This window comes from Alkalihalobacillus sp. MEB130 (genome assembly GCF_032335535.1).
Lineage (GTDB): Bacteria > Bacillota > Bacilli > Bacillales > Bacillaceae_D > Halalkalibacter.
Genome location: NZ_JAOANA010000002.1, coordinates 43,156 through 68,539, shown reverse-complemented (window position 1 = coordinate 68,539; position 25,384 = coordinate 43,156). Strand labels below are relative to the sequence as shown.

The window sequence follows — 25,384 nt, the reverse complement described above, 5'->3', positions numbered from 1 at the left end:
ATTTAGTTAGGGGAGAAGTTTTGTGGGAGCAAGAGATCTTTCGGTTTTACTAGGTGTTATCTTAATAGTCATCATGCTCATCATACCGTTACCAACGGCGATGTTAGACTTTTTAATCATTATCAATATCTCTCTTGCTCTAATTATCATTCTCGTTGCAATGAATACACGAGAACCTTTGCAATTTTCCATATTTCCAACATTGCTCTTGCTTGTTACCCTATTTCGTCTGGGGCTAAATGTATCGACAACACGTTCGATTTTAGGAGAAGCTAATGCCGGAAATGTGATTGATACATTTGGGAATTTTGTTGTTGGAGGAAACGCTTTAGTTGGTTTTGTTGTCTTTCTCATTCTGATTGTCATTCAATTCCTAGTTATTACAAAAGGTGCTGAACGTGTATCAGAAGTAGGGGCACGTTTTACATTAGATGCCATGCCTGGTAAGCAAATGAGTATTGATGCTGATTTGAATGCTGGAATGATTTCAGATATAGAGGCAAAGGAACGAAGAGAAAAAATTGAACGTGAAGCAGATTTTTATGGTTCGATGGACGGTGCTAGTAAATTCGTAAAAGGAGACGCTATTGCCGGGATTGTCATTGTTATTATCAACCTGTTATTTGGGCTTATTATCGGAATGACTCAAATGGGAATGGACTTAGCTACATCGGCTTCTACTTATACTCTATTAACTGTAGGGGATGGTCTTGTCAGTCAAATACCTGCTTTGCTTATTTCAACCGCAACAGGAATTGTTGTAACTCGTGCTGCCTCTGAGGGGAATTTAGGACATGATATAACAAAGCAAATTTTTGCCTATCCGAAAATGCTCTATATTGCAGGCGGAACAATCTTTCTTCTAGGGGTAATAACACCAATTAGTCCGATCTTTACCTTTCCTATTGCGTTTTTACTTGGTATTGGTGGCTATTTTCTTTCCAGAGATGAAAAACTGGCACTGGTGGAAGACGACCAAGTGGAAGATGAGGGAGAAACGGATGATCTGAAATCTCCAGAAAGTGTCGTCAATCTGTTACAGATTGATCCTATTGAATTTGAATTTGGATATGGCTTAATTCCTCTTGCAGATGCAAATCAAGGGGGAGATTTATTAGACCGTGTCGTTATGATTCGACGTCAAATGGCACTTGAATTAGGTATGATTGTGCCAGTGATTCGTATACGAGATAACATTCAGTTACAACCAAATGAATATACGATAAAGATTAAAGGAAATGAAATTGCAAAAGGTGATTTGTTGCTTGATCATTATATGGCAATGAGTCCAGGGTTTGAAGATGAGAGCATTATAGGAATTGATACAATTGAACCGGCTTTTGGTCTACCTGCTCTCTGGATTGGGGAAGAAATGAAAGAACAAGCAGAGTTATCAGGTTATACTGTCGTAGATCCACCATCTGTTGTATCTACTCATTTAACGGAAGTGATTAAGAGGCATGCTCACGAGTTATTGGGTCGCCAAGAAACAAAACAGCTAATTGATCATTTAAAAGAAACTTATCCAGTGCTTGTAGAAGAAGTGACTCCTAATTCACTAAATACGGGTGAGATACAAAAGGTTCTAACGAATCTCTTAAAGGAAAATGTATCAATTAGAAACTTACCAATTATATTTGAAACACTTGCTGATTACGGCCATATGACTAAAGATATGGACTTAGTGACTGAATATGTAAGGCAATCGCTGTCACGTCAAATATCAAAACAAATGACAACACCTGGTGAGCCACTATATGTTATTACATTAAGCGGTCAAGTTGAGAAAAAAGTAGCCGATTCTGTTCAGCAAACCGAACATGGTAACTTCATTTCTATGGACCCGAATGATTCCCAAGCGATTCTTGAAGCGGCGGCAACCGAAACAGATCGGCTAAGTCAGATGGGGCAACAGGCTGTTATTCTATGTTCTCCGGCAGTACGGATGTATGTAAGACAGTTGCTAGAGAGATATTTGCCTCATGTTCCAATTTTATCTTACAATGAACTCGAAGCAGACGTGGAAGTGCAAAGTGTGGGAGTGGTGAATATAGAATGAAAGTAAAGAAATATACAGCAAACTCGATGCATGAAGCAATGAAGGTAATCCGTTCAGAGCTTGGTGATGATGCAGTCATCCTAAATTCGAAAGAAGTGGACGTAGGTGGGTTTCTTGGTTTTTTTACAAAAAAACAAATTGAAGTCATTGCAGCAATTGATCCTACTGTAATTCGAGCTCCTATTCGGAAGCAAGATCATTCTATCTCCCGTAGTAGACAGGCCCATGCTCCTTCACAAGTTCAGTCAAAAAAAGAATCGACTAATCAAGCTCATCTAATGAAAGAAATCAATCAATTAAAAGAGCTTATTCAAGGCATGAATGACAATAAACCAATTCAAAAGGATTACCCGGAACCATTTCAAGAGATGGATGATCAATTGCGTACACAAGGTGTTACGGATACTATTCGTTTAAAGATCATGAAGCATATGATGAAGCAATGGTATGAACAAACGGCTCCAGAGAGAAACAAAGAAGCAATTAAAAAGGATCTTTATACTTATTTACAAGAGCTTCTTTCTAAAGTCCCAATAGGGGGAATCGCTTTTGATAAGAAGATTATAAATATAGTCGGTCCGACAGGCGTAGGAAAAACAACGACAATCGCTAAGTTAGCTGCACATTGTGTTTTGAAAAAGCAAAAGAAAGTAGCTCTAATTACAACAGACACGTACCGTATTGCAGCTGTTGACCAGTTAAGAACATACGCCAAAATTTTGAATATCCCTTTAGAAGTTGCTTATTCTATTGAAGACTTTAAAAAGGCCATTGAACAATTTCAGCATTATGATTTAATACTTGTTGATTCGGCTGGGAGAAATTTTCAAAACAAATTGTATGTAGATGAATTATCAAAAGTGATTGACTTCGAGCAAGATGCAACCACTTATCTTGTTTTGTCGTTAACATCTAAATACGAAGATATGAAAAACATTATTAATCAATTCAGCTTGATCCCCCTAGATCAAGTAATTTTAACGAAGCAAGATGAGACAAGTTCGTATGGAGCGATTTTAAACATTCCCATTGATCTAGATAAAGGGTTTGCCTATATAACAACAGGACAAAATGTCCCAGATGATATTGTTGAAGCAACGATTAAGTATTTACTTGACAGTGTGCTTGAGGTGAGCAAGTATGAATGACCAAGCAGAGAGTCTGAGAAGGCTAATAAATATGAACGATGAAAAAGAAGCGAAAGTAATTGCGGTGGTAAGTGGAAAAGGAGGAGTAGGGAAATCGAATGTATGTTTAAACTTTGCGATTTCGCTATCAAACCTGAATAAAAAAGTAGCGATTATTGATCTTGATATTGGAATGGGGAACTTAGATATATTGATGGGACTTACGCCTTCATATCACCTCCTTGATATGCTTGAGAATCAGTTGTCTGTCTGGGATATCATGGAAGAGTCAGACGTTGGTATTTCCTATATAGCTGGAGGATCTGGTTTTTCTACATTTTCTAAATTAAATGAAGAGAAAATGCACCGCTTTTTTTCTCAACTTGAAAAAATCGGAAAGAAATTTGATTATATCTTTTTAGATATGGGGGCAGGGGCTACAAAAGAAAGCTTAGAGTTCATTCTAGCAGCTCATGAAGTTTTTATTGTGACAACTCCGGAACCTCCGTCGATTACAGATGCCTATTCAATGCTGAAATACATCTACTTACAAGAAAATGAAAAACCACTTTACTTGATTGTTAATCGTGCAGACTCGGAACAAGAAGGAAACCGTACACTAAATAGCTTTAAAAAAGTCGCTATGCAATTTTTATCAAAGGAGATTTCTATTCTTGGCTTTATTCCTGATGATACGAACGTAAAAAAAGCTGTTAAAGCTCAAATCCCGTTTGTCATTTGGAATGATCAGACAAAAGCAAGCAAAGCAGTGAAACAACTTGCCTCTTCCTATATAGGTGAGTTGCATCAGCCGACTAAATTTGGCCAATTTATTGGCAAAATGAAAAAAATAATGGCATCTAAACAATAAAAAAATTCCCGTACAGAAAGTTGGGAGAAAAGCTTGGTTGATACTATAAAAATTCTTATTGTTGATGATTCTGCTTTTATGAGAAAAGTGATTTCAGAAATGTTGAATCAACATCCGAAAATGGAAGTGATAGGGACCGCTCGTAATGGTCAAGACGCCCTTACCAAGCGTAAAACTCTTCGTCCCGATGTAATAACTTTGGATGTCGAAATGCCGATCTTAAATGGATTGGATACGTTAAAACTTATAATGGATGAAGACCCATGCCCTGTTGTCATGGTGAGCAGTACAACGAAGGCAGGTGCAGAAAATACGCTATTAGCGATAGAGTATGGTGCAGTTGATTTTGTGACAAAGCCTTCGGGAGCTATCTCTTTGGATATTGATAAAGTTGAAAAACAAATTATCGAAAAAGTTCTACATGCTGCAAAAGCCAACGTACGGCAAAAGAGACCGGCCCGAGAGGACCGGCCTCTTCCCGTAAAGAAAGTAGAAAAATTTGTAACCAAAAAGAAAATAGTTGCTATTGGGACGTCTACAGGCGGACCTAGAGCCTTAAAGGATGTTTTAACAAAAATTCCAGCTAATATTGAAGCTCCTATATTAATAGTGCAACATATGCCGGCTGGATTTACTGCTTCATTGGCTAATAGATTAAATTCGTTATCGCACATTCACGTAAAAGAAGCGCAAGACGGAGAAATTTTACAAAATGGTACGGCGTATATCGCACCTGGAGGTTTCCACCTTACTGCAAAACGGGTCGGTTCTATTTATGCTATTCACTTACACCAAGAAGAAGCTAGACGTGGCCACAGACCGTCCGTTGATGTGATGTTTGAGTCACTGGCAATGTTTCCGGAGATTGAAACTATCGCTGTCATCATGACAGGCATGGGTGCAGATGGAACGGAGGGATTGATGCAATTAAAGAAACAAGGTCATTATTGTTACTCAATTGCAGAGTCAGAAGAATCTTGTACTGTATTCGGAATGCCCAAAGCTGCGATTCAAACCAAGCTAGTTGATGAAGTTGTCCATGTACAGCAAATCAGTGAACGAATTTTAAAACGGTTTTGATTGGAGGGCATTATCGTGGAATTTATGGAGAAGTTAAAGGATTACCACTTGGACGTATTAAAGGAGATTGGCAATATTGGAGCCGGGCATGCAGCTACAGCATTATCACAGTTGTTAAATAAAACAATTGATATGAAAGTACCAGCTGTCCGCATTGCTAGTTTTCAAGAACTTCCTGACCATGTTGGTGGAGCCGATACGAAAGTAGCAGCTATATTTTTACGAATTGAGGGAGAAGCTCCAGGAAGTATGTTTTTTATCTCGACGGTTGAAGATACAGAGAAACTAATTCGTCATTTAATCCATCAGGAGTCGATCCAATTAATGAATCCACCTTTTGATGAAATGGCTGTATCTGCTTTTTTAGAAGTTGGAAATATATTAGCAGGTTCGTACTTATCCTCATTGGCAGATTTCACTCAATTATCTCTATATCCTTCAGTGCCTGGATTTAGTGTGGACATGGCAGGTGCCATTTTAAGCTATGGATTAATACCCCTTTCAGTAGTGGGAGACTATGCTATTGTCATTGATACGCAAATGATGGAACTAGAAGCTGAGAAACCGATATCTGGTCATTTTTTCTTACTGCCTGACCCAGACTCCTTCGAAAAAATCTTTAAAGCATTAGGAGTGCATGAGAATGGGTGATGTCATAAAAGTTGGTATGGCAGATCTTAAAGTCGTCAATCCGCCTAATACGATTCGTACATCTGGTCTTGGTTCTTGTGTTGGAGTTGTTGTTTATGATGAAATCAGGTTAGTAGCAGGGATGGCCCATATTATGCTCCCAAGTTCATCATTGAACAGGCAAGGCCAGACCAATTTAGCGAAATATGCGGATACAGCTATACCTGCTTTGTTAATGGAACTGGAGAAGTTAGGTGCGAAAACCTTTTCGTTAAAAGCAAAAATTGCGGGCGGAGCCCAAATGTTTTCATTTTCAACAGGTTCAAGTGATTTGATGAGAATTGGGCCACGAAATGTGGAGGCGGTAAAAGCAACATTAAAAGACCTTCGAATTCCATTGATTTCTGAAGATGTTGGCGGCAAAAGTGGTCGTACGATTGAATTTAATCCTGTTACAAAAATGTTACATATTCGTACAGTCAATCAGGGAACAAAGGAAATTTAATTTTTGTGAGTTTTACATATACTTTTATATTGTTAATGGAGGTAGCTTATGGGACATGTAACAACAGTAGAAGATCAAATACTCTGGGATAAATGGATTGTCGAGAGAAGCCATACTGCTTGTGATGAATTAATTCGTCGTTACATGCCACTCGTAAATTATCACGTTCAACGTATTTCGTTAGGGTTGCCAAAAAGTGTCCAAACAGACGATTTAAAAAGCCATGGGCTTATTGGATTATATGATGCTCTAGAAAAATTTGACCCCAATAGAGATTTGAAATTCGATACGTATGCATCGTTTAGAGTAAGGGGAGCAATCATAGATGGTCTTCGTAAAGAGGACTGGCTTCCTAGGTCTTTACGAGACAAAATAAAAAAAATAGAATCAACAACAGAAAAGCTAGAACAACAATACGGCCGGTTTGTTTCAAGTGATGAAGTAGCAAGTAAATTGAATATGGAACCTGAAGAAGTAGAACAGGCAATGACTGAGTATTATGCGTCAAACATCCTTTCCATTGACGAGCGCGCGCAAGATACAACGAAGGATGAGACCTACGCATCTTTAATTGAGGACAAGGTAATGAAGTCCCCAGAGCAATACTCAGCTGAAGATGAAACAAAAAAAGAGTTAGCAAGGGTCATTGATGGATTAAGCGAAAAAGAAAAATTGGTCGTAAGCTTATTTTACTTTGAAGAATTAACGTTAACGGAAATAGGTCAAATATTAGAACTTTCCACTTCTCGAATATCACAAATACATTCAAAATCTTTGTTTAAACTTCAGCAAGCAATGAAGAAAATGTTATAACCATTACTAATAAGGATTTGATCAAAAATGTATGATTTGGAACAATATTATAAAATAACGGTCTCTGACGATAAAATGAGGGCTTTTATAACAAAGTGTGAGAATGTACCTGATGAGGTTGACTTGTCTAAAGATACTCTTTTTCAATTTATTAATGGATTTGGTGTAACATATGGTATTGAATCAAATGTAATTGAAACTATAATGAATGACAAAGGATTGCCTATTTTGAAGATGGTTCTTGCGCAAGGCAAACCAGCAGTAGATGGAGACGCTGCATATTTACAACATATTCATTTTGAGAAAAGAGATAAAAATATAGAAACGAAGCACAATGTAAATTTAAAAGAGATATTGGACATTCCCTCAGTAAAAGCTGGTGATAAAATAGCCGAAAAAATAAAAGCTACACAAGGGGAACAAGGTTTTAACGTTTACGGCGAAGTCGTTCAGCCGAAACGGGGTAAAGATGTTGTATTGAGAAAAGGGAAAAACACAAGACTCGTAGAAAAGGAACAAGTACTCTATTCACTTATTGATGGGCAGATAAGTGTGGACCGAAACACGGTGCATGTTCACCCTACTTTTGAAGTGAAAAGTGATCTCTCTATGAAAACAGGCAACATCTCCTTTGTTGGGAATGTAACGATACATGGGAATGTTCCTTCGGGTTTTACTGTAGAAGCAGGGGGAGATATACGTATAACTGGAACTGTAGAGTCAGCCAAAATTATATCAGGCGGGTCTATTTTTATTGGACAAGGAATTGTAGGTCAAAACCAATCCCATCTCGAAGCAGAAAGAGATATACAAACTACATTTATTAATGAAGGAACTGTCATAGCCAAAGGATCTATTGAAGTGACTCAAGCCATCTTACATAGCAACTGTTCCGCAGAGGAGAATATCGTTTGTATGGGAGGTAAGGGATTAATTGTTGGTGGTACGCTTTCTGCAAAAAAAAGTATTGTGGCACATGAAATTGGAAATGAGATGCAAACGCGTACAAATTTATTTATCGGAATGCATGAACATGCCTTACGTCAACAAAAAGAAAGAGAGGATGAGCTTACCCGTCTAAAAGACGAATTTATGAAATTAGGAAAATTACTCAAAGTATACATAGATCAAGAAAAACAAGGGAAGGTTTTCCCTCCTCATGAGAAGTTGTTAAAAGTAAAAGTTCAACATTCTTTCCAAGTAACAAAGCAAAAAATAGACGAAATCAGCGAAAGAGTAGAAGAAGATACGGACGGAAGAATCCATGATTCGGGACATATAAAAAGCAAAACCATGTATCCAAATGTAAATGTCCAATTTGGAAAGTATCGGCGAAAGTTGCTATCCATCGTTTACCAACCGCATATTTCCCTCATCGATAGTGAAATTGTCATAACAGGAGGCTAAATTATATGAGTTTGCGTCCAATAGAAGCACAAGGTTCTTTTCCTATTTCACCAAAAACAGGGAAAATTCAAGATCAGCTCCAGCAACGAGCGCATGTGAGTCATCATGTGTTGACAGAGCATCAAAAAGCAGAAGATAAGAGAAAAAGAAAGCAAGTGAATGAGTCAGAAGGAAAAGAGCAGATTCGGTTAAGAGACGATGGGGAAAATAGACATAATTCAAATCAGAAAAAACAAAATCAAAAGGAAGAGGAAAAAGAAGCAGTTGGGGAACAAGCAGATCATCCTTTTAAAGGGAAATTTATTGACTTTTCTGGTTGAGAAAGGATTATTATGACAACATTACTCGTCACTATTAGTTTACTTCTACATGCCTTTACATTTCTTTGGATCATCACTCTTATGAAAAGACAACAACATGTTCAACCATTATCAACTAAAGAGAATGAAGACAAGTTAAAAAGTGAAATAGAAGATTTATTAGTTTCCTATACAGTCGAAATGAAAGAAGAGAATGAGCGATTAGTTAAACAGTTAAAGCAATTGAAAGCAACGCCCGAAAAAAAATCACAAGGAACCTCTTCAGAAGAAAATCCAAGTCCAAAACAATCTTTGAAAGAGTCTGAACGAGTCAAACAGGTACCTACTAGAGAAAGCATAACGTATGATGACTATAGCCCTCCATTGATAGAAGAAGATCAAATGGAGAGTGATATGTATGAACAGTCCGATACTGCGAAAGTATTAGCTCTAGCCAAACAAGGGTTACATGCGGAGGAAATTGCAAAAAAATTAAGTTTAGGAAAAGGCGAAGTAGAATTAATGTTGAAATTTTATCGTTAATGTCTAATTCTGCTTGCAACAAAAGATTTGATATGATATATTAATCAACGGTGTTAATCACACACGCCTCTAATTTATGTGATGGTGCTGATGATTCAGTGTCGCATAGAGATGATGAGAGCGGAGGAAAAAAAAACCAATTTTAAAGGAGGTGTTTGATGTGGCAGTAATCTCCATGAAGCAATTATTAGAAGCTGGGGTACACTTCGGTCACCAAACTCGTCGTTGGAACCCTAAGATGGATCGCTACATCTTCACAGAACGTAACGGTATTTACATTATTGACTTACAAAAGACAGTCAAAAAGGTTGAGGAAGCGTATAATTTTGTACGTGACTTAGCAGCTGACGGAGGAAAAATCCTTTTCGTTGGTACGAAAAAACAAGCTCAAGATTCTGTAAAAGAAGAAGCTGAGCGTTGTGGCATGTACTTCATTAACCAACGTTGGTTAGGTGGTACATTAACGAACTTTGAAACAATCCAAAAGCGTATTACTCGTCTTAAGAATCTTGAGAAAATGCAAGAAGACGGTACATTCGATGTTCTTCCTAAGAAAGAAGTTATTCTTCTTAAAAAGGAAATGGATCGTTTAGAGAAGTTCTTAGGCGGTATCAAGGATATGCAAGGAATTCCTGATGCACTTTTTGTTATTGATCCTCGTAAAGAGCGCATTGCAATTGCGGAAGCTCATAAATTGAACATTCCGATTGTTGCGATTGTAGATACAAACTGTGACCCTGATGAAATTGATTATGTTATTCCAGGTAACGATGATGCTATTCGTGCTGTTAAACTTTTAACAGGTAAAATGGCAGATGCAGTAATCGAAGCAACATCTGGTGAAGAAACAGTAGAAGTTGAGGAAACAACAACAGCTTAATTTCATTTACTAAAAAAGGGTGGTAAAGGGGGATTACCCTTTTGCCATCTTTTTTTGTAAGTTTAGGACAATTCACAACTGATTATTGTTTATACGTTTAGGTACGTGTACATACTGACACTATTAAGGAGGCGTTTTGAATGGCAATTACAGCAAGTATGGTAAAAGAATTACGTGAAAAAACAGGCGCAGGAATGATGGATTGTAAGAAAGCTTTAACTGAAACTGATGGTGATATGGAAAAAGCAATTGACTTCCTTCGTGAAAAAGGGATTGCAAGTGCAGCTAAAAAAGCAGACCGTGTAGCGGCTGAAGGTCTTACTCTTGTAAAATCTGAAGGAAACAAGGCAGTCATTGTAGAAGTTAACTCTGAAACAGACTTTGTTGCTAAAAATGAAAACTTCCAAAAATTAGTTGGGGATTTGGCTTCTCATATCATCTCTAACGCACCAGCATCTGTTGAAGAAGCTCTTACACAACCATTTGCTAATGGACAATCTGTCCAAGAATACATTAATGCTTCTATCGCGAAAATTGGAGAAAAAATTTCTCTTCGTCGCTTTGAAGTAGTAGAAAAAGAAGATGGCGATGTATTCGGTGAGTACTTACACATGGGCGGCCGCATTGGTGTTCTTTCTGTAGTAGGTAGCTCTAATGACGCTGAGCTTGCTAGAGATATCGCTATGCACGTAGCAGCAATCAACCCATCTTACGTATCTCGTGATGAAGTATCTCAAGAAGAAGTAGAACGTGAGCGTGAAGTTCTTACACAGCAAGCTCTTAACGAAGGCAAACCAGCAAACATTGTTGAAAAAATGGTAGAAGGTCGTCTTTCAAAATATTTTGAGCAAGTTTGTCTTCTTGATCAACCTTTTGTTAAAGATGGTGATCAAAAAGTTGGGAAATATGTTCAAAGTAAAGGTGCTTCTGTAAAGAGCTTTATCCGATATGAAGTTGGAGAAGGTATGGAGAAGCGCGAAGATAACTTTGCTGAGGAAGTAATGTCTCAAGTTAAGAAATAATTTTTGCTAGTAGGGGGCACGCAGTGTCCCTTTTTTCAGAGTGAATTCGATTAACTTCATCTCATGTCGGAGGTTTTCATGCAAACATATAAACGAGTAATACTGAAACTAAGTGGAGAAGCATTGGCAGGGGAACAAGGGTATGGGATTGATCCTCTAGTCATTCAATCTATTGCAAAACAGATCAAAGAAATTGTTGAACTTCAAGTAGAAGTTGCTGTAGTTGTCGGCGGCGGCAACATCTGGCGTGGGATGGCAGGTAGTGCAAAAGGAATGGACCGTGCTACAGCTGATTATATGGGTATGCTAGCTACAGTTATGAATTCTTTAGCTTTGCAAGATAGCTTAGAGGATATTGATGTTGAAACACGAGTACAAACATCAATTGAAATGCGTCAAGTAGCTGAACCTTATATTCGCCGTAAGGCAATTCGTCATCTCGAAAAGAAGCGTGTTGTAATATTTGCAGCTGGAACTGGAAATCCATATTTCTCAACAGATACAACAGCGGCGTTAAGAGCTGCAGAGATTGAGGCAGAGGTTATTTTAATGGCGAAGAACAAAGTAGATGGTGTTTATAGTGCGGACCCATCTGTAGATGTAAACGCAAAGAAATATACAAAAATCTCCTATATGGACGTCCTTAAAGAAGGATTGGCTGTTATGGATTCAACAGCGTCATCTTTATGTATGGATAATGATATTCCATTAATTGTCTTCTCTATTATGGAAGAAGGAAATATTAAACGAGCTGTACTTGGTGAAGAAATTGGTACATTAGTAAGGGGGAATTCATAATGTCACAAGAAGTGAAAAAAGATGCCGAACAACGTATGACAAAAGCAATTGAAGCTCTTAACCGTGAGTTAGCAAAATTGAGAGCGGGTAGAGCAAATCCAGCTCTATTAGACCGTGTAACGGTAGAATATTACGGAGCTGATACGCCTCTTAATCAACTAGCAACGATTTCGGTACCTGAAGCAAGGTTGCTTCTCATTCAACCGTTTGATAAATCTTCCATTGCTAATATTGAGCGTGCAATCCAAATGGCTGATCTTGGTTTAACACCTTCCAATGATGGAACTGTGATTCGAATCCAGATCCCGCCATTAACGGAAGAGCGTCGTAAAGATTTGGTTAAGTTAGTGAAGAAAGCTGCTGAAGAAGCGAAAGTAGCTGTTCGTAACGTTCGTCGTGATGCGAATGATGATTTGAAGAAACGTCAAAAAGATGGTGAGATGACGGAAGATGAATTACGTCGTAGCACGGATGATGTTCAAAAATTAACAGATAAGAGCATTGCGCAAGTAGATGAAGTAGCAGAAACGAAAGAAAAAGAAATCATGGAAGTGTAAGCTAGATCCATGTAAAATAGACATAGTAAAAGACCCTCTTTTGTCATAGGGGGTTTTTTACACTTTCTTAGTGGTTATGACTCATCAAAAAATAGGTAAAGCTAGATGAAGATGAACCTGCTGCTTACATAGATGGAGGGCGCAAACATGCTTGAAAAGTTATCAAAATGGAAATCAACTATTTCATCTCGAGAAAAAAATAAAGATATAGATGATATTAATGTCCCCAGACACATAGCTATTATCATGGATGGAAATGGTCGTTGGGCTAAACTTAAAGGATTACCACGTGTCGCTGGTCATCACGAAGGGATGAAGGTCATCAATAAGATCGTTCGTAAAGCAGATGAGCTTGGAGTTGAAATCTTAACATTATACGCATTTTCAACTGAAAACTGGAAACGTCCGAAAACAGAAGTTGATTATTTGTTAAAGCTACCAGAGCGATTTTTAAATAAAGAATTACCGACCTTAATAGAGAAAAATGTGAAAGTGCGTTTAATGGGAAGTATTGAGCAACTACCAGAGCATACTCAAAGAGCTGTGACAAAAGCCATGAAAGAAACGGAGAATAATACTGGACTGGTCCTTAATTTTGCTCTTAATTACGGAAGTAGGTATGAACTTATTAATGCTGTCAAAGATATTGCAAAGGAAGTTGAGAGTGGCTCTATGTCTGTTGAGGACATTGACGAGTCCGTTATTTCAGAGCATTTAATGACAGCTGAATTACGCGACCCGGATTTGCTAATTCGGACAAGTGGGGAGCTTCGTCTAAGTAACTTTATGCTTTGGCAAGTAGCTTATAGTGAATTTTGGTTTACAGATGTTCTTTGGCCGGATTTTAATGAGCAGCACCTAGTGGAAGCCATTGCCGTCTATCAAAAACGAGCGCGTAGATATGGTGGCGTTTAAAAGGGGCGATGTAACATGAAACAAAGAATTATAACAGGAATGGTAGGAGGCGCCGTCTTCTTAACAATGGTTTTGCTAGGGGGATGGATATTTGCCCTTTTTATTTCTATATTAGCATCAGTAGCCATGGTTGAACTGTTAAGAATGAAAAGAATTGCACCCATATCTATCATGGGAATTATTAGTCTTTTATCAATGTGGCTTCTTCTTGTTCCGACAAATTGGTTTGAACAAGTCGTGCCTTCACACTTTACGAAAGTAGAAATTTTCATCTTCGTCATCTTAGTCTTGCTTATGTTTACGGTACTTACAAAAAATACGTTTACATTTGATCAAGTTGGTTTTGTGATCCTTTCATCGGTATATGTTGGCTTTGGTTTTCATTACTTAATTATGACGAGAGATATCCCTGAGTACGGTTTGTATCTAGTGTTTTTTGTCCTATTCATAATTTGGACAACGGATTCAGGTGCTTATTTTGTTGGACGTAAATGGGGGAAAAATAAGCTGTGGCCTGATATTAGTCCGAAGAAGACAATCGAAGGCTCTCTTGGTGGGTTACTAGCAGCTCTTATTGTTGGTACGATCTTTTTTTCCATATTTCCGATCTTTTCAAGTTATATAACAGCCTTACTCGTTATTGTCGTTGCATCTGTATTTGGACAATTGGGAGACTTAGTTGAATCAGCGTTAAAAAGGCACTATGCTGTCAAAGACTCTGGAAATGTACTACCCGGCCATGGTGGAATATTAGATCGCTTTGATAGTTTAATTTATGTCATGCCAATTTTGCATTTGCTTCAACTAATATAATAAAAAAGAAGATTTTTTGAATAGTAGGTGAGTAAAAGTTGAAGCATATTAGTTTATTAGGTTCAACAGGATCTATTGGAACACAAACATTGGATGTTATTCGACAATATCCAGAAGACTTTACACTTGAATCAATGTCAGTTGGAAGAAATATTGAATTAGCATTGAAGCAAGTTCATGAATTTAGCCCAAGACTTATATCAGTACAATCGAAAGAGGATTATGATAAACTAATCCATAATGTTCCAAGCAATACAAAAGTCGTTTATGGGATGGAAGGCTTAATTGAAGTGGCTACCGTTGAGGCGGCAGATATGGTTGTGAATGCTGTGTTAGGAAGTGTCGGCTTATCTCCAACATTAGCGGCGATTCAGGCGGGAAAGACGATTGCAATAGCCAATAAAGAAACACTCGTAACGGCTGGTCACATCGTAACAGAAGAAGCCAAAAAACATAATGTATCGCTTATTCCTGTTGACAGTGAACATTCAGCAATATTTCAGGCTTTAAATGGAGAAACGCTAAATGAGGTCGAACGTTTAATTCTAACGGCATCAGGTGGGAGCTTTCGTGATCGTACTAGAGCTGAGTTAGAGGGAGTGACTGTTTCTGAGGCGCTCAATCATCCTAACTGGTCGATGGGGGCTAAAATAACGATTGACTCAGCAACGATGATGAATAAAGGGTTGGAAGTCATTGAAGCTCATTGGCTTTTTAATATACCATATGAGAAAATTGATGTAGTTTTACATAAGGAAAGTATCATTCACTCAATGGTCGAATACATAGACGGAAGTGTGATTGCCCAATTAGGTACACCAGATATGCGTGTCCCTATTCAATACGCAATGACCTACCCTAATCGTTATCACTCTATCTCAAACGAGAGGCTTCAGCTGTGGGAAGTTGGCTCATTGAACTTCACAAAACTTGATATGGAACGTTTCCGTTGCATGAGGTTTGCCTACGAGGCAGGAAAATTAGGTGGAACTATGCCGACGGTTCTAAATGCAGCAAATGAAGTAGCAGTTGCATTCTTTCTAGAGAATCGACTTTCTTTTCTTGAAATTGAACATGTCATTGAACAAGCTTTAGAAGGACATAGTGTCATTAGCCAGCCTACATTAGAAGAGATTATTGCGGTTGATGCACAGACGAGGGCCATGATTCACTCTACCATCAAATAAGAAAGGTGGACGATTAAGCGATGAATACGTTATTATCAGTCATAATTATTTTTGGTCTTCTTGTTTTCATTCATGAGTGGGGGCATTTATACTTTGCGAAACGAGCAGGGATATTGTGCCGTGAATTTGCGATCGGTTTCGGTCCCAAAATCTTCTCTTTTAAAAGGAATGAAACGGTCTACACGATTCGATTGTTGCCATTAGGTGGTTTTGTTAGAATGGCGGGCGAAGACCCTGAAATGATTGATATAAAAACAGGGTATGAAATTGGTCTTGTGTTTAATGCAGCCCGAAAAGTAAGTAAGATTATTGTCAATAATAAATCGAAACATCCTGAGGCATTAGTTGTACAAGTTGAGAAAATTGACTTAGAGCGTGAACTGGTTATTGAAGCCTATAATGATGAAGGTGAAAGAATTCAATACAAAGTCGATGAACAAGCCGTTCTTGTACAAGATGAGCAAGAGACACAAATTGCGCCGTGGAATCGCCAATTTGGTTCAAAAACGGTTGGTCAACGTGCACTAGCTATTTTTGCTGGACCAATGATGAACTTCTTACTTGCAATTGTGATTTTAATTGCATTTGCCCTGTTCCAAGGAATGCCTGTAGATGAAGCGCGTATTGGTGATGTTACTCCTGATAGTGCAGCAATTGAAGCGGGCTTGCAAGAAGGTGATCAGGTAGTTGCGATAGAGGGTCAGCCGATTGATAGTTGGGAAGAGATGACAGCTATTATTCAACAACATCCGAATGAATCAATTGTTTTTGAAATAGAACGTGGCGGACAATCGTTAACCATCCCTGTCACACCAGATGAAAGAATAGGGCAATTTGGTGATCCAGAGGGATTTGTTGGGATTGCTAGACCGACGGAATTCTCATTAATGGGTTCCATTATTTTTGGATTTACACAAACCTATTTGTTCATGACCATGATTTTTGAAGTACTTGGTATGATTGTAACAGGAAACTTTTCGCTAGATTATGTTGCTGGTCCTGTCGGTATTTATAATTACACAGGGGAAGCAGCAGCGATGGGGATTTTTGTATTAATGCAATGGGCAGCTGCCTTAAGTGTTAATCTAGGAATAATAAATTTACTTCCAATTCCTGCAATGGATGGAGGACGTCTAATTTTTATTGGTCTTGAAGCGGTGAGAGGAAAGCCGATGGACCCACAAAAAGAAGGATTGGTTCACTTTATTGGTTTTGCTTTATTAATGCTACTAATGATAGTCGTAACATGGAACGATATTAATAAATTTTTCATGTGACATGAAAAGATGAGTTGGAAAGGATAGTAACCATGAGACAAAGGAATTATTTAACACCAACATTACGGGATACTCCGGCAGATGCTGAAATAAAAAGTCATCAACTTATGCTAAGAGCAGGACTTATTCGCCAAACAGCTTCAGGGATTTACTCATACTTACCATTAGGAAAAAAGGTATTACGAAAAGTTGAGGAAGTGATTCGATCTGAAATGGATGCGGCTGGAGGACAAGAGGTATTAATGCCAGCCGTTCAACCAGCAGAACTTTGGGAAGAGTCTGGTCGTTTAGGGAATTATGGTCCAGAACTTATGAGGTTAAAAGATCGTCATGAGCGTGATTTTGTACTTGGGGCCACGCATGAGGAAGTGATTACGACATTGGTTCGTGATGATGTGAAGTCGTATAAAAAACTTCCAATGAATTTGTATCAAATTCAAACGAAGTATCGTGACGAGAGAAGACCTCGATTTGGAGTTCTTAGGTCACGTGAGTTTATTATGAAAGATGCGTATTCTTTTGATACATCAAAAGAAGGCCTAGATAAAAGTTATCAAGATATGTACGATGCATATCAAAAGATCTTTACTCGATTTGACTTAGATTTCCGAGCGGTAGAGGCTGACTCCGGTGCAATTGGTGGAACGGATACACATGAGTTTATGGTTCTTAGTGAAATTGGAGAAGATACTATCGCTTATTCCGATCAATCAAATTTTGCAGCAAACATTGAGATAGCCCCTGTTCGTGTTGAATATACAAAATCTGATGAGGAAGCCCTAGAACTAGAACTGGTTGAGACGCCTAATACAAAAACCATTATAGAACTAACGTCATTTTTAGGTGTGAAAGCAAGTGAAACGATTAAGTCACTTCTATACATTGTAAACGATGAACCGGTATTGGTACTTGTTCGTGGAGATCATGAAGTGAATGAAATAAAAGTAAGCAATGTTCTTGGGAAAGCAATAGTGGAACTAGCTACTCCGGAACAAACTGCAAAAATTCTAGGTTGTGAAACAGGCTTTGTTGGACCAATCAACATCCCAAGTTCGGTTACTGTCATTGCAGACCAAGCTGTAGAATTTGTCACAAATGGTGTTTGTGGAGCAAATGAAAAAGATAAGCATTATAAAAATGTAAATCCAAATCGTGACTTTGCAGTTTCTCAATATGCAGATCTTCGTTTAATTCAGGAAGGTGATCCTTCCCCAGATGGCAAGGGAACCATTCAATTTGCGATGGGAATAGAAGTGGGTCACGTATTTAAATTGGGAACTAAATATAGTGAGGCTCTTGGAGCTACGTTCCTTGATGAAAATGGAAAAACGCAAACGATGGTGATGGGTTGTTACGGAATTGGTGTTTCTAGATCTGTAGCGGCTATCGTTGAGCAGCATCATGATGAAAATGGGATTATTTGGCCTACTTCTGTAGCTCCTTTTGATCTGCACTTAGTTACGATTAATGTAAAAGATGAAGATCAAAGCAAGCTTGGAGAAGAGTTATACGAAACATTAAAGAAAGAGCGTTTTGATGTACTATTTGATGATCGTCCGGAACGTGCAGGCGTTAAGTTTAAAGACTCTGATTTACTTGGATTACCGATTCGAGTGGCGGTCGGTAAGAAAGCATCAGATGGTATTGTAGAAGTAAAAGTTAGGAAAACAGGGGAAATGATTGAAGTACATGTAACAGAATTAGTTGAAACGGTGAAAAACCTTTTGAGTAAGTAAGTAAAAACCTAAATATTTATGTTAAAATGGTATCTCATGTTATGAGGTACCATCTCTTTTCATGTAAACAAAATAAAATTAAAATAAAGATAGATTGAAAGATGGGGAGGGAAGAATCGATGTCAGAAGAACAAATTAGGAAAGAACGACTTCAATTGCTTCTCCAACAGTTACAAATGCCTGAACAAGTAGTCGCTGCTCATTTTGAACAGGCGAGGATACGTAAACTTGTTATTTCAAAAGAAAAACGTGCTTGGCATTTTCATATTGACGTGCCTGTGATCGTACCTGCTCAAGTATATGAATTATTTTCCGAACGGTTACGAATCACATTTGAACATATAGCTTCCGCATCATTTACCTTCCATTATGAACGTACTGAGTTACAAGACGTAACATGGGCAGATTACTGGCCATTAATCATCTCAAAGTTGACCCAGATTTCAGATGGAATACGTGACCTGTTGAAGAAGCAAACACCTACCTATGATGGGAAACGACTGGTGATTCAAGTTCGAAATGAGACAGAAGCTGTAGCATTAAAGCGAAAATTAACAGAGCCATTTCAAGCTACATTAATGGAGCTTAGCTTGCCTTCTGTTCAAATTGATACACATATACATGAGTCTAAACAAGAGTTCGAGAAGTTCGTTGAAAAAAGGGAACAGGAAGACCATTCAAAGGTTGTAGAAGCCATTTTAGAGAAAAAGAAAAATGAACAACAAGCTGAAAAAGAACTTAGTGGCAAGCCATTGGTTATTGGTTATCCAATTAAAGATGAACCTATGCCGCTAGAAGCCATTATAGATGAAGAAAGACGAGTCACGGTTCAAGGCTATGTATTCAATGCCGAAACGAGAGAGCTTAGAAGCGGACGTACATTACTAACATTTAAAATAACGGATTACACCGATTCAATCCTTGTTAAGATGTTTTCTAGAGATAAAGAAGATGTGCCACTTCTTCAAGCTATTAAAAAAGGTATGTGGGTCAAAGTGCGCGGTGGCATTCAAAATGATACGTTTGTTCGAGACCTTGTCATGATAGGAAATGATGTCAATCAGTTAAGTCCAGTGGAACGCACAGACACAGCGAGTGAAGAGGAGAAGAGGGTGGAACTTCACCTTCATACGACGATGAGTCAAATGGACGGGATTGTATCAGCAGGGAGATATGTTGAACAAGCAGCAAAATGGGGACATCCTGCTATAGCTGTTACTGACCATGGAGTGGTACAAGCATTTCCAGAAGCTTACTCTGCAGGAAAGAAACACGGCATTAAAGTTTTATTTGGGATTGAAGCTAATCTAGTCGATGATGGAGTTCCGATTGTATATAACGAGGCACACCGTCTCTTAATGGAAGACGAGTTTGTTGTCTTTGACGTGGAAACAACAGGTTTATCCGCTGTGTATAACACAATTATTGAGCTCGCAGCTGTAAAAATTAAAGGTGGAGAAATCATCGATCGATTTGAATCTTTTGCTGACCCACATGAACCTTTAACGAATACAATTATTGAATTAACAGGCATTACGGATGAGATGGTCAAAGGGCAGCCAGAAGTAGCAGATGTTCTTCGTGATTTTAAAGAATTTGTGGGGGATGCCATTTTAGTTGCCCATAATGCAAGTTTTGATATGGGCTTTTTAAATGTGGGCTACCAAAAAATTGGCTTGGAAGAAGCGAAAAATCCCGTAATTGACACACTCGAGTTAGGACGATTTCTTTATCCTGAATTGAAAAACCACCGATTAAATACGTTATGTAAAAAGTTTGATATTGAACTCGTCAGTCATCACCGAGCCATTTATGATGCTGAAGCAACAGGTTATTTGCTATGGAAAATGGTGAAAGACGCAAATGAACGAGACATAACGTATCATGATCAATTAAATGAACATATGGGACAAGGAAATTTCCATCGTCAACGTCCTGCACATTGTACGATTCTAGCTCAAACTCAAGAAGGGTTAAAAAACCTTTTTAAGCTTGTTTCCATGTCTCATCTCGAGTATTTTTTCCGGACTCCGCGAATTCCTAGGTCACAACTTCAAAAGCATCGAAATGGATTGTTAATTGGGTCTGCATGTGACAAAGGTGAAGTTTTTGAAGGGATGATGCAGAAGTCAGCTGATGAAGTAGAAGAAATAGCTAAATTTTATGATTATATTGAGATACAACCACTAGCGACGTATCAACACTTAATTGAAAAAGAATTAGTAAAAAATGATGCAGCATTACAAGAAATTGTTTCGAACATCGTTTCTTTAGGAGAAAAGCTTGAAAAACCAGTTGTTGCTACCGGGAATGCTCATTATTTACACAAAGAAGATTATATTTACCGAAAAATCTTAATCGCATCCCAAGGTGGAGCCAATCCATTAAATAAACAAACGTTACCAGAAGTTCATTTTCGCACGACAGATGAAATGCTTGATGCGTTCTCGTTTCTTGGTGAAGAAAAGGCAAAACAAGTTGTCATTACGAATACACAAAAGGTTGCCAATTCCATTGATGAAATTCAGCCAATCCCAGACGATTTGTATACACCTAAAATCGAAGGAGCAGACGACGAGATCAGGGAAATGAGCTACAATATGGCAAGAAGTATTTATGGAGAAGACTTGCCTGAAATAGTTGAGGCTCGAATTGAAAAAGAGTTGAAGAGTATCATTGGACATGGGTTTGCGGTTATTTACTTAATTTCGCATAAGCTCGTGAAAAAGTCATTGATTGATGGCTATTTAGTAGGATCACGAGGGTCGGTTGGGTCTTCTTTAGTCGCTACATTAACCGAAATTACAGAAGTAAATCCTTTGCCTCCGCACTATGTTTGTCCAAATTGCCACCACTCTCACTTTTTTGATGATGGTTCAGTTGGCTCAGGTTTTGACTTACCTGATAAAGATTGTACAGAATGTGGGACAGCTTATATTAAGGATGGACAAGATATACCGTTTGAAACGTTCCTAGGTTTTAAGGGAGATAAAGTTCCAGATATCGATTTAAATTTCTCAGGTGAATATCAACCTCGAGCTCATCATTATACGAAGGAACTATTTGGTGAAGAATATGTGTACAGAGCAGGTACGATCGGTACAGTAGCAGAAAAAACAGCTTATGGTTATGTGAAAGGGTATCAAGGAGATCACGACCTTCATATGAGAGGGGCTGAAATTGACCGTCTTGTTTCTGGTTGCACAGGAGTGAAGCGGACTACGGGCCAGCATCCAGGTGGGATCATTGTTGTTCCGGATTATATGGACATTCACGATTTTTGTCCAATTCAGTTTCCGGCAGACGATAAGAACTCCGAATGGAGAACCACTCATTTTGATTTCCACTCGATACATGATAATCTGCTCAAATTAGATATTCTAGGTCACGATGATCCGACGGTGATTCGTATGCTTCAAGATTTAAGTGGAATTGATCCAAAAACAATCCCAACAGATGATCCAGAAGTGATGAAAATCTTTAGTGGCCCAGAGGTACTAGGAGTCACAGAAGAGCAAATCATGTGTAAGACGGGGACACTTGGTATCCCTGAATTTGGAACGAGGTTTGTTCGTCAAATGCTTGAAGAAACGAAACCAAGTACTTTTTCGGAGTTAGTTCAAATCTCTGGGTTATCTCACGGAACAGATGTTTGGTTGAACAATGCCAATGAGTTAATATATAACGGAACGTGTGAATTAAAAGATGTAATTGGTTGTCGAGATGACATTATGGTTTATTTAATATACAAAGGCTTAGACCCGTCATTAGCTTTTAAAATTATGGAATTTGTTCGTAAAGGAAAAGGTCTTCAACCTGAATGGATTGATGAAATGAAAAAGCATGATGTACCTGATTGGTACATTGGTTCATGTCTTAAAATTAAATACATGTTCCCGAAAGCCCACGCAGCAGCTTATGTATTAATGGCTGTGCGTATTGCTTATTTCAAAGTACATCATCCGATTTTGTATTACGCGTCGTACTTTACCGTTCGTGCAGATGATTTTGATTTAGATACGATGATCAAAGGCCCTGCGTCTATAAAGACCAAAGTGCAAGAGATTAACGCAAAAGGGTTAGATGCCTCTCCAAAAGAAAAATCTGTACTAACCGTTTTAGAGATTGCTTTAGAGATGTGTGAACGAGGTTTTTCTTTCAAAAAGGTGGATCTGTATGAATCTAGTGCAACAGAATTTATTGTTGAAGATCATGCGTTATTGCCACCATTCAACGCCATGACAGGTGTTGGGACAAATGCGGCCATTAATATCGTGAAAGCACGAGAGAATGGTGAATTTCTTTCAAAAGAAGATCTACAACAGCGAAGCAAGTTGACGAAGACTGTTTTAGAGCACTTGGATGAACATGGCTGTCTGGAAGGTATGCCTGATTCAAATCAACTCTCTCTGTTCTAGTTTACTGCCCGTTCTGTTGCAATACGAAGTATAGTATGGTATTGTGTTATATGGTAATACTTAGAATATGTTACGCAAAAGAGTGGGGGAACCCACTCTTTCGTTGTTCGATCTACTTTTTCTAGTAAAACAAGGGCGTAACTGAAGGAAATACAAGCAACAACAGTAGGTTCGCTATCAACACATGAAATAGTAGAACAGCGAGGAGGTACAAATGAGTAAGAAAGCTACAGAAATAACAACAGAATTAGTAACACCAATTTTAGAGGAACTTAATTTAGAACTTGTCGAAGTTGAATTTAAAAAAGAAGGCCCTAATTGGTTTTTACGTATTTTTATAGACTCTGATAAGGGTGTTGACTTGGAAGATTGTGGATTAGTTAGTGAGAGGTTAAGTGATAAATTAGATGAACTTGATCCGATCCCACAAGCGTATTTCCTTGAAGTATCTTCACCAGGAGCTGAAAGGCCACTTAAAAAGGAAAAAGATGTTATAAAAGCAATTGGCAAGGACGTTCATGTTAAGACGTATGAGCCAATTGACGGAGAAAAAACATTTGAAGGAAAACTGATTAACTTTGATGGAGTAACATTGGAAATCGAAGTAAAAATAAAAACACGCAAAAAAGTTTATACAATCCCATACGATAAAGTAGCAAACGCAAGGTTAGCAATTCTTTTCTAGAATTTGCTGTCTTGATCATTGAAAGGGGGAAATACAATCCATGAACAGCGATTTTATGGATGCATTGGCAACGTTAGAAAGAGAAAAAGGAATAAAAAAAGAAGTAATTATTGAGGCGATTGAAGCAGCTCTCATTTCGGGTTACAAACGTAATTTTAATCAAGTACAAAATGTACGTGTCGATGTTAATAGAGACAACGGGAGCATTCGTGTTTTTGCGAGAAAAACCGTTGTGGAAGAAGTATTCGATGCTCGCTTGGAGATTTCGTTAGATGAAGCACAAAAAATTAATCCAAGCTATGAAGTGGACGATGTAGTTGAGATTGAAGTAACGCCAAAAGACTTTGGGCGTATTGCTGCTCAAACGGCTAAGCAAGTTGTAACGCAACGTGTCCGTGAAGCAGAAAGAGGAATTATTTATTCTGACTTTATCGATCGTGAAGAAGATATTATGACAGGGATTGTTCAACGCCAAGATCATCGCTTCATTTATGTCGATCTTGGAAAAGTGGAAGCACTTTTGCCATTAAGTGAACAAATGCCGAATGAAAGTTACAAACACAATGATCGAATTAAAGCCTATATCACTAAAGTAGAAAAAACGACAAAGGGTCCGCAAATTTTAATTTCACGTACACATCCCGGGTTATTAAAACGTTTATTTGAATTAGAAGTACCAGAAATTTATGACGGTACTGTTGAAATCAAATCTGTTTCTCGTGAAGCTGGTGATCGCTCAAAGATTGCGGTTCACGTTGATAATCCAGAAGTAGATGCGGTAGGGGCGTGTGTTGGTCCGAGAGGTCAACGCGTTCAAACGATCGTAAATGAATTAAAAGGTGAAAAGATCGATATCGTTCGTTGGTCTGAAGATCCAGTTGAATATGTAGCAAATGCATTAAGCCCGTCAAAAGTATTAAAAGTAAACGTGAATGAAGAAGAAAAGATGACACAAGTAATTGTGCCAGATTATCAACTTTCTTTAGCTATTGGAAAACGTGGCCAAAATGCTAGACTCGCTGCAAAGTTAACGGGTTGGAAAATTGATATAAAAAGTGAATCTGATGCTAGAGAGCTTGGTCTTTTAGATGACGAGGAAGAACTCGTACCAGTTGGAAATGAAGAAGATTCGTTTGTTCCTGAACTGGACGAACAAGAATAAATAAGGAGATGGAGCCTGTGAAACAACGGAAAGTTCCTCTTCGAAAATGTGTTGTGACAAATGAAATGAAACCAAAACAAGAATTAATTCGAATCGTCCGTACTCCAGAAGGTCAAGTCTCGATTGATCTTACTGGGAAGAAAAATGGTCGAGGAGCTTACATCAGCAACAATGATGAAAGTTTTGAATTAGCAAAGAAAAAGGATATTTTATCTAGGCATTTGCAAGTTAAGGTTGATCCTGACATTTATGACGAGTTGCATGAAGCTAGTAAACGGAGTCGTAAATGATGGAAAAATGGATTTCGTTACTTGGATTAGCAGCAAGAGCTAGGAAGCTAGTTACCGGGGAAGAGCTCGTTATAAAAGAAGTGAGAAGAAGATCGGTACGCTTAGTCCTCTTGTCTTCTGATGCTGCAGAACAAACAAAGAAAAAGGTATTGGACAAATGCGGCCATTACAATATTCCGGTACGAGTTACGTCCGATCGGGCAACCCTTGGGCAAGCTATCGGAAAAGCGGAGAGAGTCGTCATTGGAGTAACGGATGATGGATTTGCAAAAAAAATGACCGCATTACTCGACCAATGATTTTGGAGGTA

The 25,384-nt window shown here is 38.3% G+C and carries 24 protein-coding genes; all 24 read left to right on the top strand.

The annotated features are described in order from the left end of the window. Positions 1-22 precede the first annotated feature (22 nt). The 24 genes from flhA to N0O92_RS02005 all read left to right on the top strand — a co-directional run bounded on the left by flhA (position 23) and on the right by N0O92_RS02005 (position 25,373). Entirely contained in the window at positions 23-2,059 is a 2,037-nt protein-coding gene (gene flhA, locus N0O92_RS02120; RefSeq protein WP_315612962.1) for a flagellar biosynthesis protein FlhA, read from the top strand. Then, a complete protein-coding gene (gene flhF / locus N0O92_RS02115; protein WP_315612961.1) occupies positions 2,056-3,207 on the top strand; it encodes a flagellar biosynthesis GTPase FlhF in 1,152 nt (383 codons plus the stop codon). Before flhA ends, flhF begins: the two co-directional genes overlap by 4 nt. Next, positions 3,200-4,057, top strand: a complete 858-nt coding sequence (locus N0O92_RS02110) for a MinD/ParA family protein (RefSeq protein WP_315612960.1) — start codon at positions 3,200-3,202, stop codon at positions 4,055-4,057. The genes flhF and N0O92_RS02110 overlap by 8 nt, the downstream gene beginning before the upstream one ends. A 33-nt stretch (positions 4,058-4,090) precedes the next feature. Further along, entirely contained in the window at positions 4,091-5,137 is a 1,047-nt protein-coding gene (locus N0O92_RS02105; RefSeq protein WP_315612959.1) for a protein-glutamate methylesterase/protein-glutamine glutaminase, read from the top strand. 15 nt (positions 5,138-5,152) lie between these two features. Beyond that, entirely contained in the window at positions 5,153-5,788 is a 636-nt protein-coding gene (locus N0O92_RS02100; RefSeq protein WP_315612958.1) for a chemotaxis protein CheC, read from the top strand. Next, on the top strand, positions 5,781-6,272 hold the full coding sequence (locus N0O92_RS02095) for a chemotaxis protein CheD (RefSeq protein WP_315612957.1): 492 nt from the start codon (positions 5,781-5,783) through the stop codon (positions 6,270-6,272). The genes N0O92_RS02100 and N0O92_RS02095 overlap by 8 nt, the downstream gene beginning before the upstream one ends. Before the next feature lie 48 nt (positions 6,273-6,320). Further along, the gene (locus N0O92_RS02090; protein WP_315612956.1) at positions 6,321-7,085 is read left to right on the top strand and encodes a FliA/WhiG family RNA polymerase sigma factor; all 765 of its coding nucleotides are present in this window, start codon (positions 6,321-6,323) and stop codon (positions 7,083-7,085) included. Between the two features lie 27 nt (positions 7,086-7,112). Beyond that, the gene (locus tag N0O92_RS02085; RefSeq protein WP_315612955.1) at positions 7,113-8,492 is read left to right on the top strand and encodes a flagellar assembly protein A; all 1,380 of its coding nucleotides are present in this window, start codon (positions 7,113-7,115) and stop codon (positions 8,490-8,492) included. A gap of 5 nt (positions 8,493-8,497) precedes the next feature. After that, a complete protein-coding gene (locus N0O92_RS02080; protein ID WP_315612954.1) occupies positions 8,498-8,812 on the top strand; it encodes a hypothetical protein in 315 nt (104 codons plus the stop codon). 12 nt (positions 8,813-8,824) lie between these two features. Then, positions 8,825-9,334, top strand: coding sequence for a DUF6115 domain-containing protein (locus N0O92_RS02075; RefSeq protein ID WP_315612953.1), 510 nt, complete (start codon positions 8,825-8,827; stop codon positions 9,332-9,334). A 160-nt stretch (positions 9,335-9,494) separates the two neighbouring features. Next, positions 9,495-10,214 (top strand): 30S ribosomal protein S2, encoded by a 720-nt coding sequence (gene rpsB / locus N0O92_RS02070; RefSeq protein ID WP_315612952.1) that lies wholly within the window; start codon positions 9,495-9,497, stop codon positions 10,212-10,214. A gap of 140 nt (positions 10,215-10,354) precedes the next feature. Beyond that, complete coding sequence (gene tsf / locus N0O92_RS02065) at positions 10,355-11,236, top strand: translation elongation factor Ts (RefSeq protein WP_315612951.1); 882 nt, start codon at positions 10,355-10,357, stop codon at positions 11,234-11,236. 78 nt (positions 11,237-11,314) lie between these two features. Next, a complete protein-coding gene (gene pyrH / locus N0O92_RS02060) occupies positions 11,315-12,034 on the top strand; it encodes a UMP kinase (RefSeq protein ID WP_315612950.1) in 720 nt (239 codons plus the stop codon). Then, entirely contained in the window at positions 12,034-12,591 is a 558-nt protein-coding gene (gene frr / locus N0O92_RS02055) for a ribosome recycling factor (RefSeq protein ID WP_315612949.1), read from the top strand. The genes pyrH and frr overlap by 1 nt, the downstream gene beginning before the upstream one ends. Positions 12,592-12,738: 147 nt before the next feature. Beyond that, positions 12,739-13,506, top strand: a complete 768-nt coding sequence (locus tag N0O92_RS02050; RefSeq protein WP_315612948.1) for an undecaprenyl pyrophosphate synthase — start codon at positions 12,739-12,741, stop codon at positions 13,504-13,506. A 15-nt stretch (positions 13,507-13,521) separates the two neighbouring features. Next, a complete protein-coding gene (locus N0O92_RS02045) occupies positions 13,522-14,319 on the top strand; it encodes a phosphatidate cytidylyltransferase (RefSeq protein ID WP_315612947.1) in 798 nt (265 codons plus the stop codon). Positions 14,320-14,357: 38 nt separating this feature from the next. Next, complete coding sequence (locus N0O92_RS02040) at positions 14,358-15,506, top strand: 1-deoxy-D-xylulose-5-phosphate reductoisomerase (RefSeq protein WP_315612946.1); 1,149 nt, start codon at positions 14,358-14,360, stop codon at positions 15,504-15,506. A 20-nt stretch (positions 15,507-15,526) separates the two neighbouring features. Continuing rightward, positions 15,527-16,783, top strand: a complete 1,257-nt coding sequence (gene rseP, locus N0O92_RS02035; RefSeq protein WP_315612945.1) for an RIP metalloprotease RseP — start codon at positions 15,527-15,529, stop codon at positions 16,781-16,783. A 32-nt stretch (positions 16,784-16,815) separates the two neighbouring features. Then, positions 16,816-18,519, top strand: coding sequence for a proline--tRNA ligase (locus N0O92_RS02030; RefSeq protein ID WP_315612944.1), 1,704 nt, complete (start codon positions 16,816-16,818; stop codon positions 18,517-18,519). A gap of 119 nt (positions 18,520-18,638) precedes the next feature. Further along, on the top strand, positions 18,639-22,937 hold the full coding sequence (locus N0O92_RS02025) for a PolC-type DNA polymerase III (protein ID WP_315612943.1): 4,299 nt from the start codon (positions 18,639-18,641) through the stop codon (positions 22,935-22,937). Between the two features lie 214 nt (positions 22,938-23,151). Continuing rightward, on the top strand, positions 23,152-23,622 hold the full coding sequence (gene rimP, locus N0O92_RS02020; protein ID WP_315612942.1) for a ribosome maturation factor RimP: 471 nt from the start codon (positions 23,152-23,154) through the stop codon (positions 23,620-23,622). A 40-nt stretch (positions 23,623-23,662) separates the two neighbouring features. After that, on the top strand, positions 23,663-24,784 hold the full coding sequence (nusA, locus tag N0O92_RS02015; RefSeq protein WP_315612941.1) for a transcription termination factor NusA: 1,122 nt from the start codon (positions 23,663-23,665) through the stop codon (positions 24,782-24,784). A gap of 17 nt (positions 24,785-24,801) precedes the next feature. Beyond that, complete coding sequence (rnpM, locus tag N0O92_RS02010) at positions 24,802-25,074, top strand: RNase P modulator RnpM (RefSeq protein ID WP_315612940.1); 273 nt, start codon at positions 24,802-24,804, stop codon at positions 25,072-25,074. Further along, positions 25,071-25,373 carry a YlxQ family RNA-binding protein gene (locus N0O92_RS02005; RefSeq protein WP_315612939.1) on the top strand — a complete coding sequence of 101 codons (303 nt, stop codon included), beginning with the start codon at positions 25,071-25,073 and terminating at the stop codon, positions 25,371-25,373. The genes rnpM and N0O92_RS02005 overlap by 4 nt, the downstream gene beginning before the upstream one ends. The last annotated feature ends 11 nt before the right edge of the window (positions 25,374-25,384 follow it).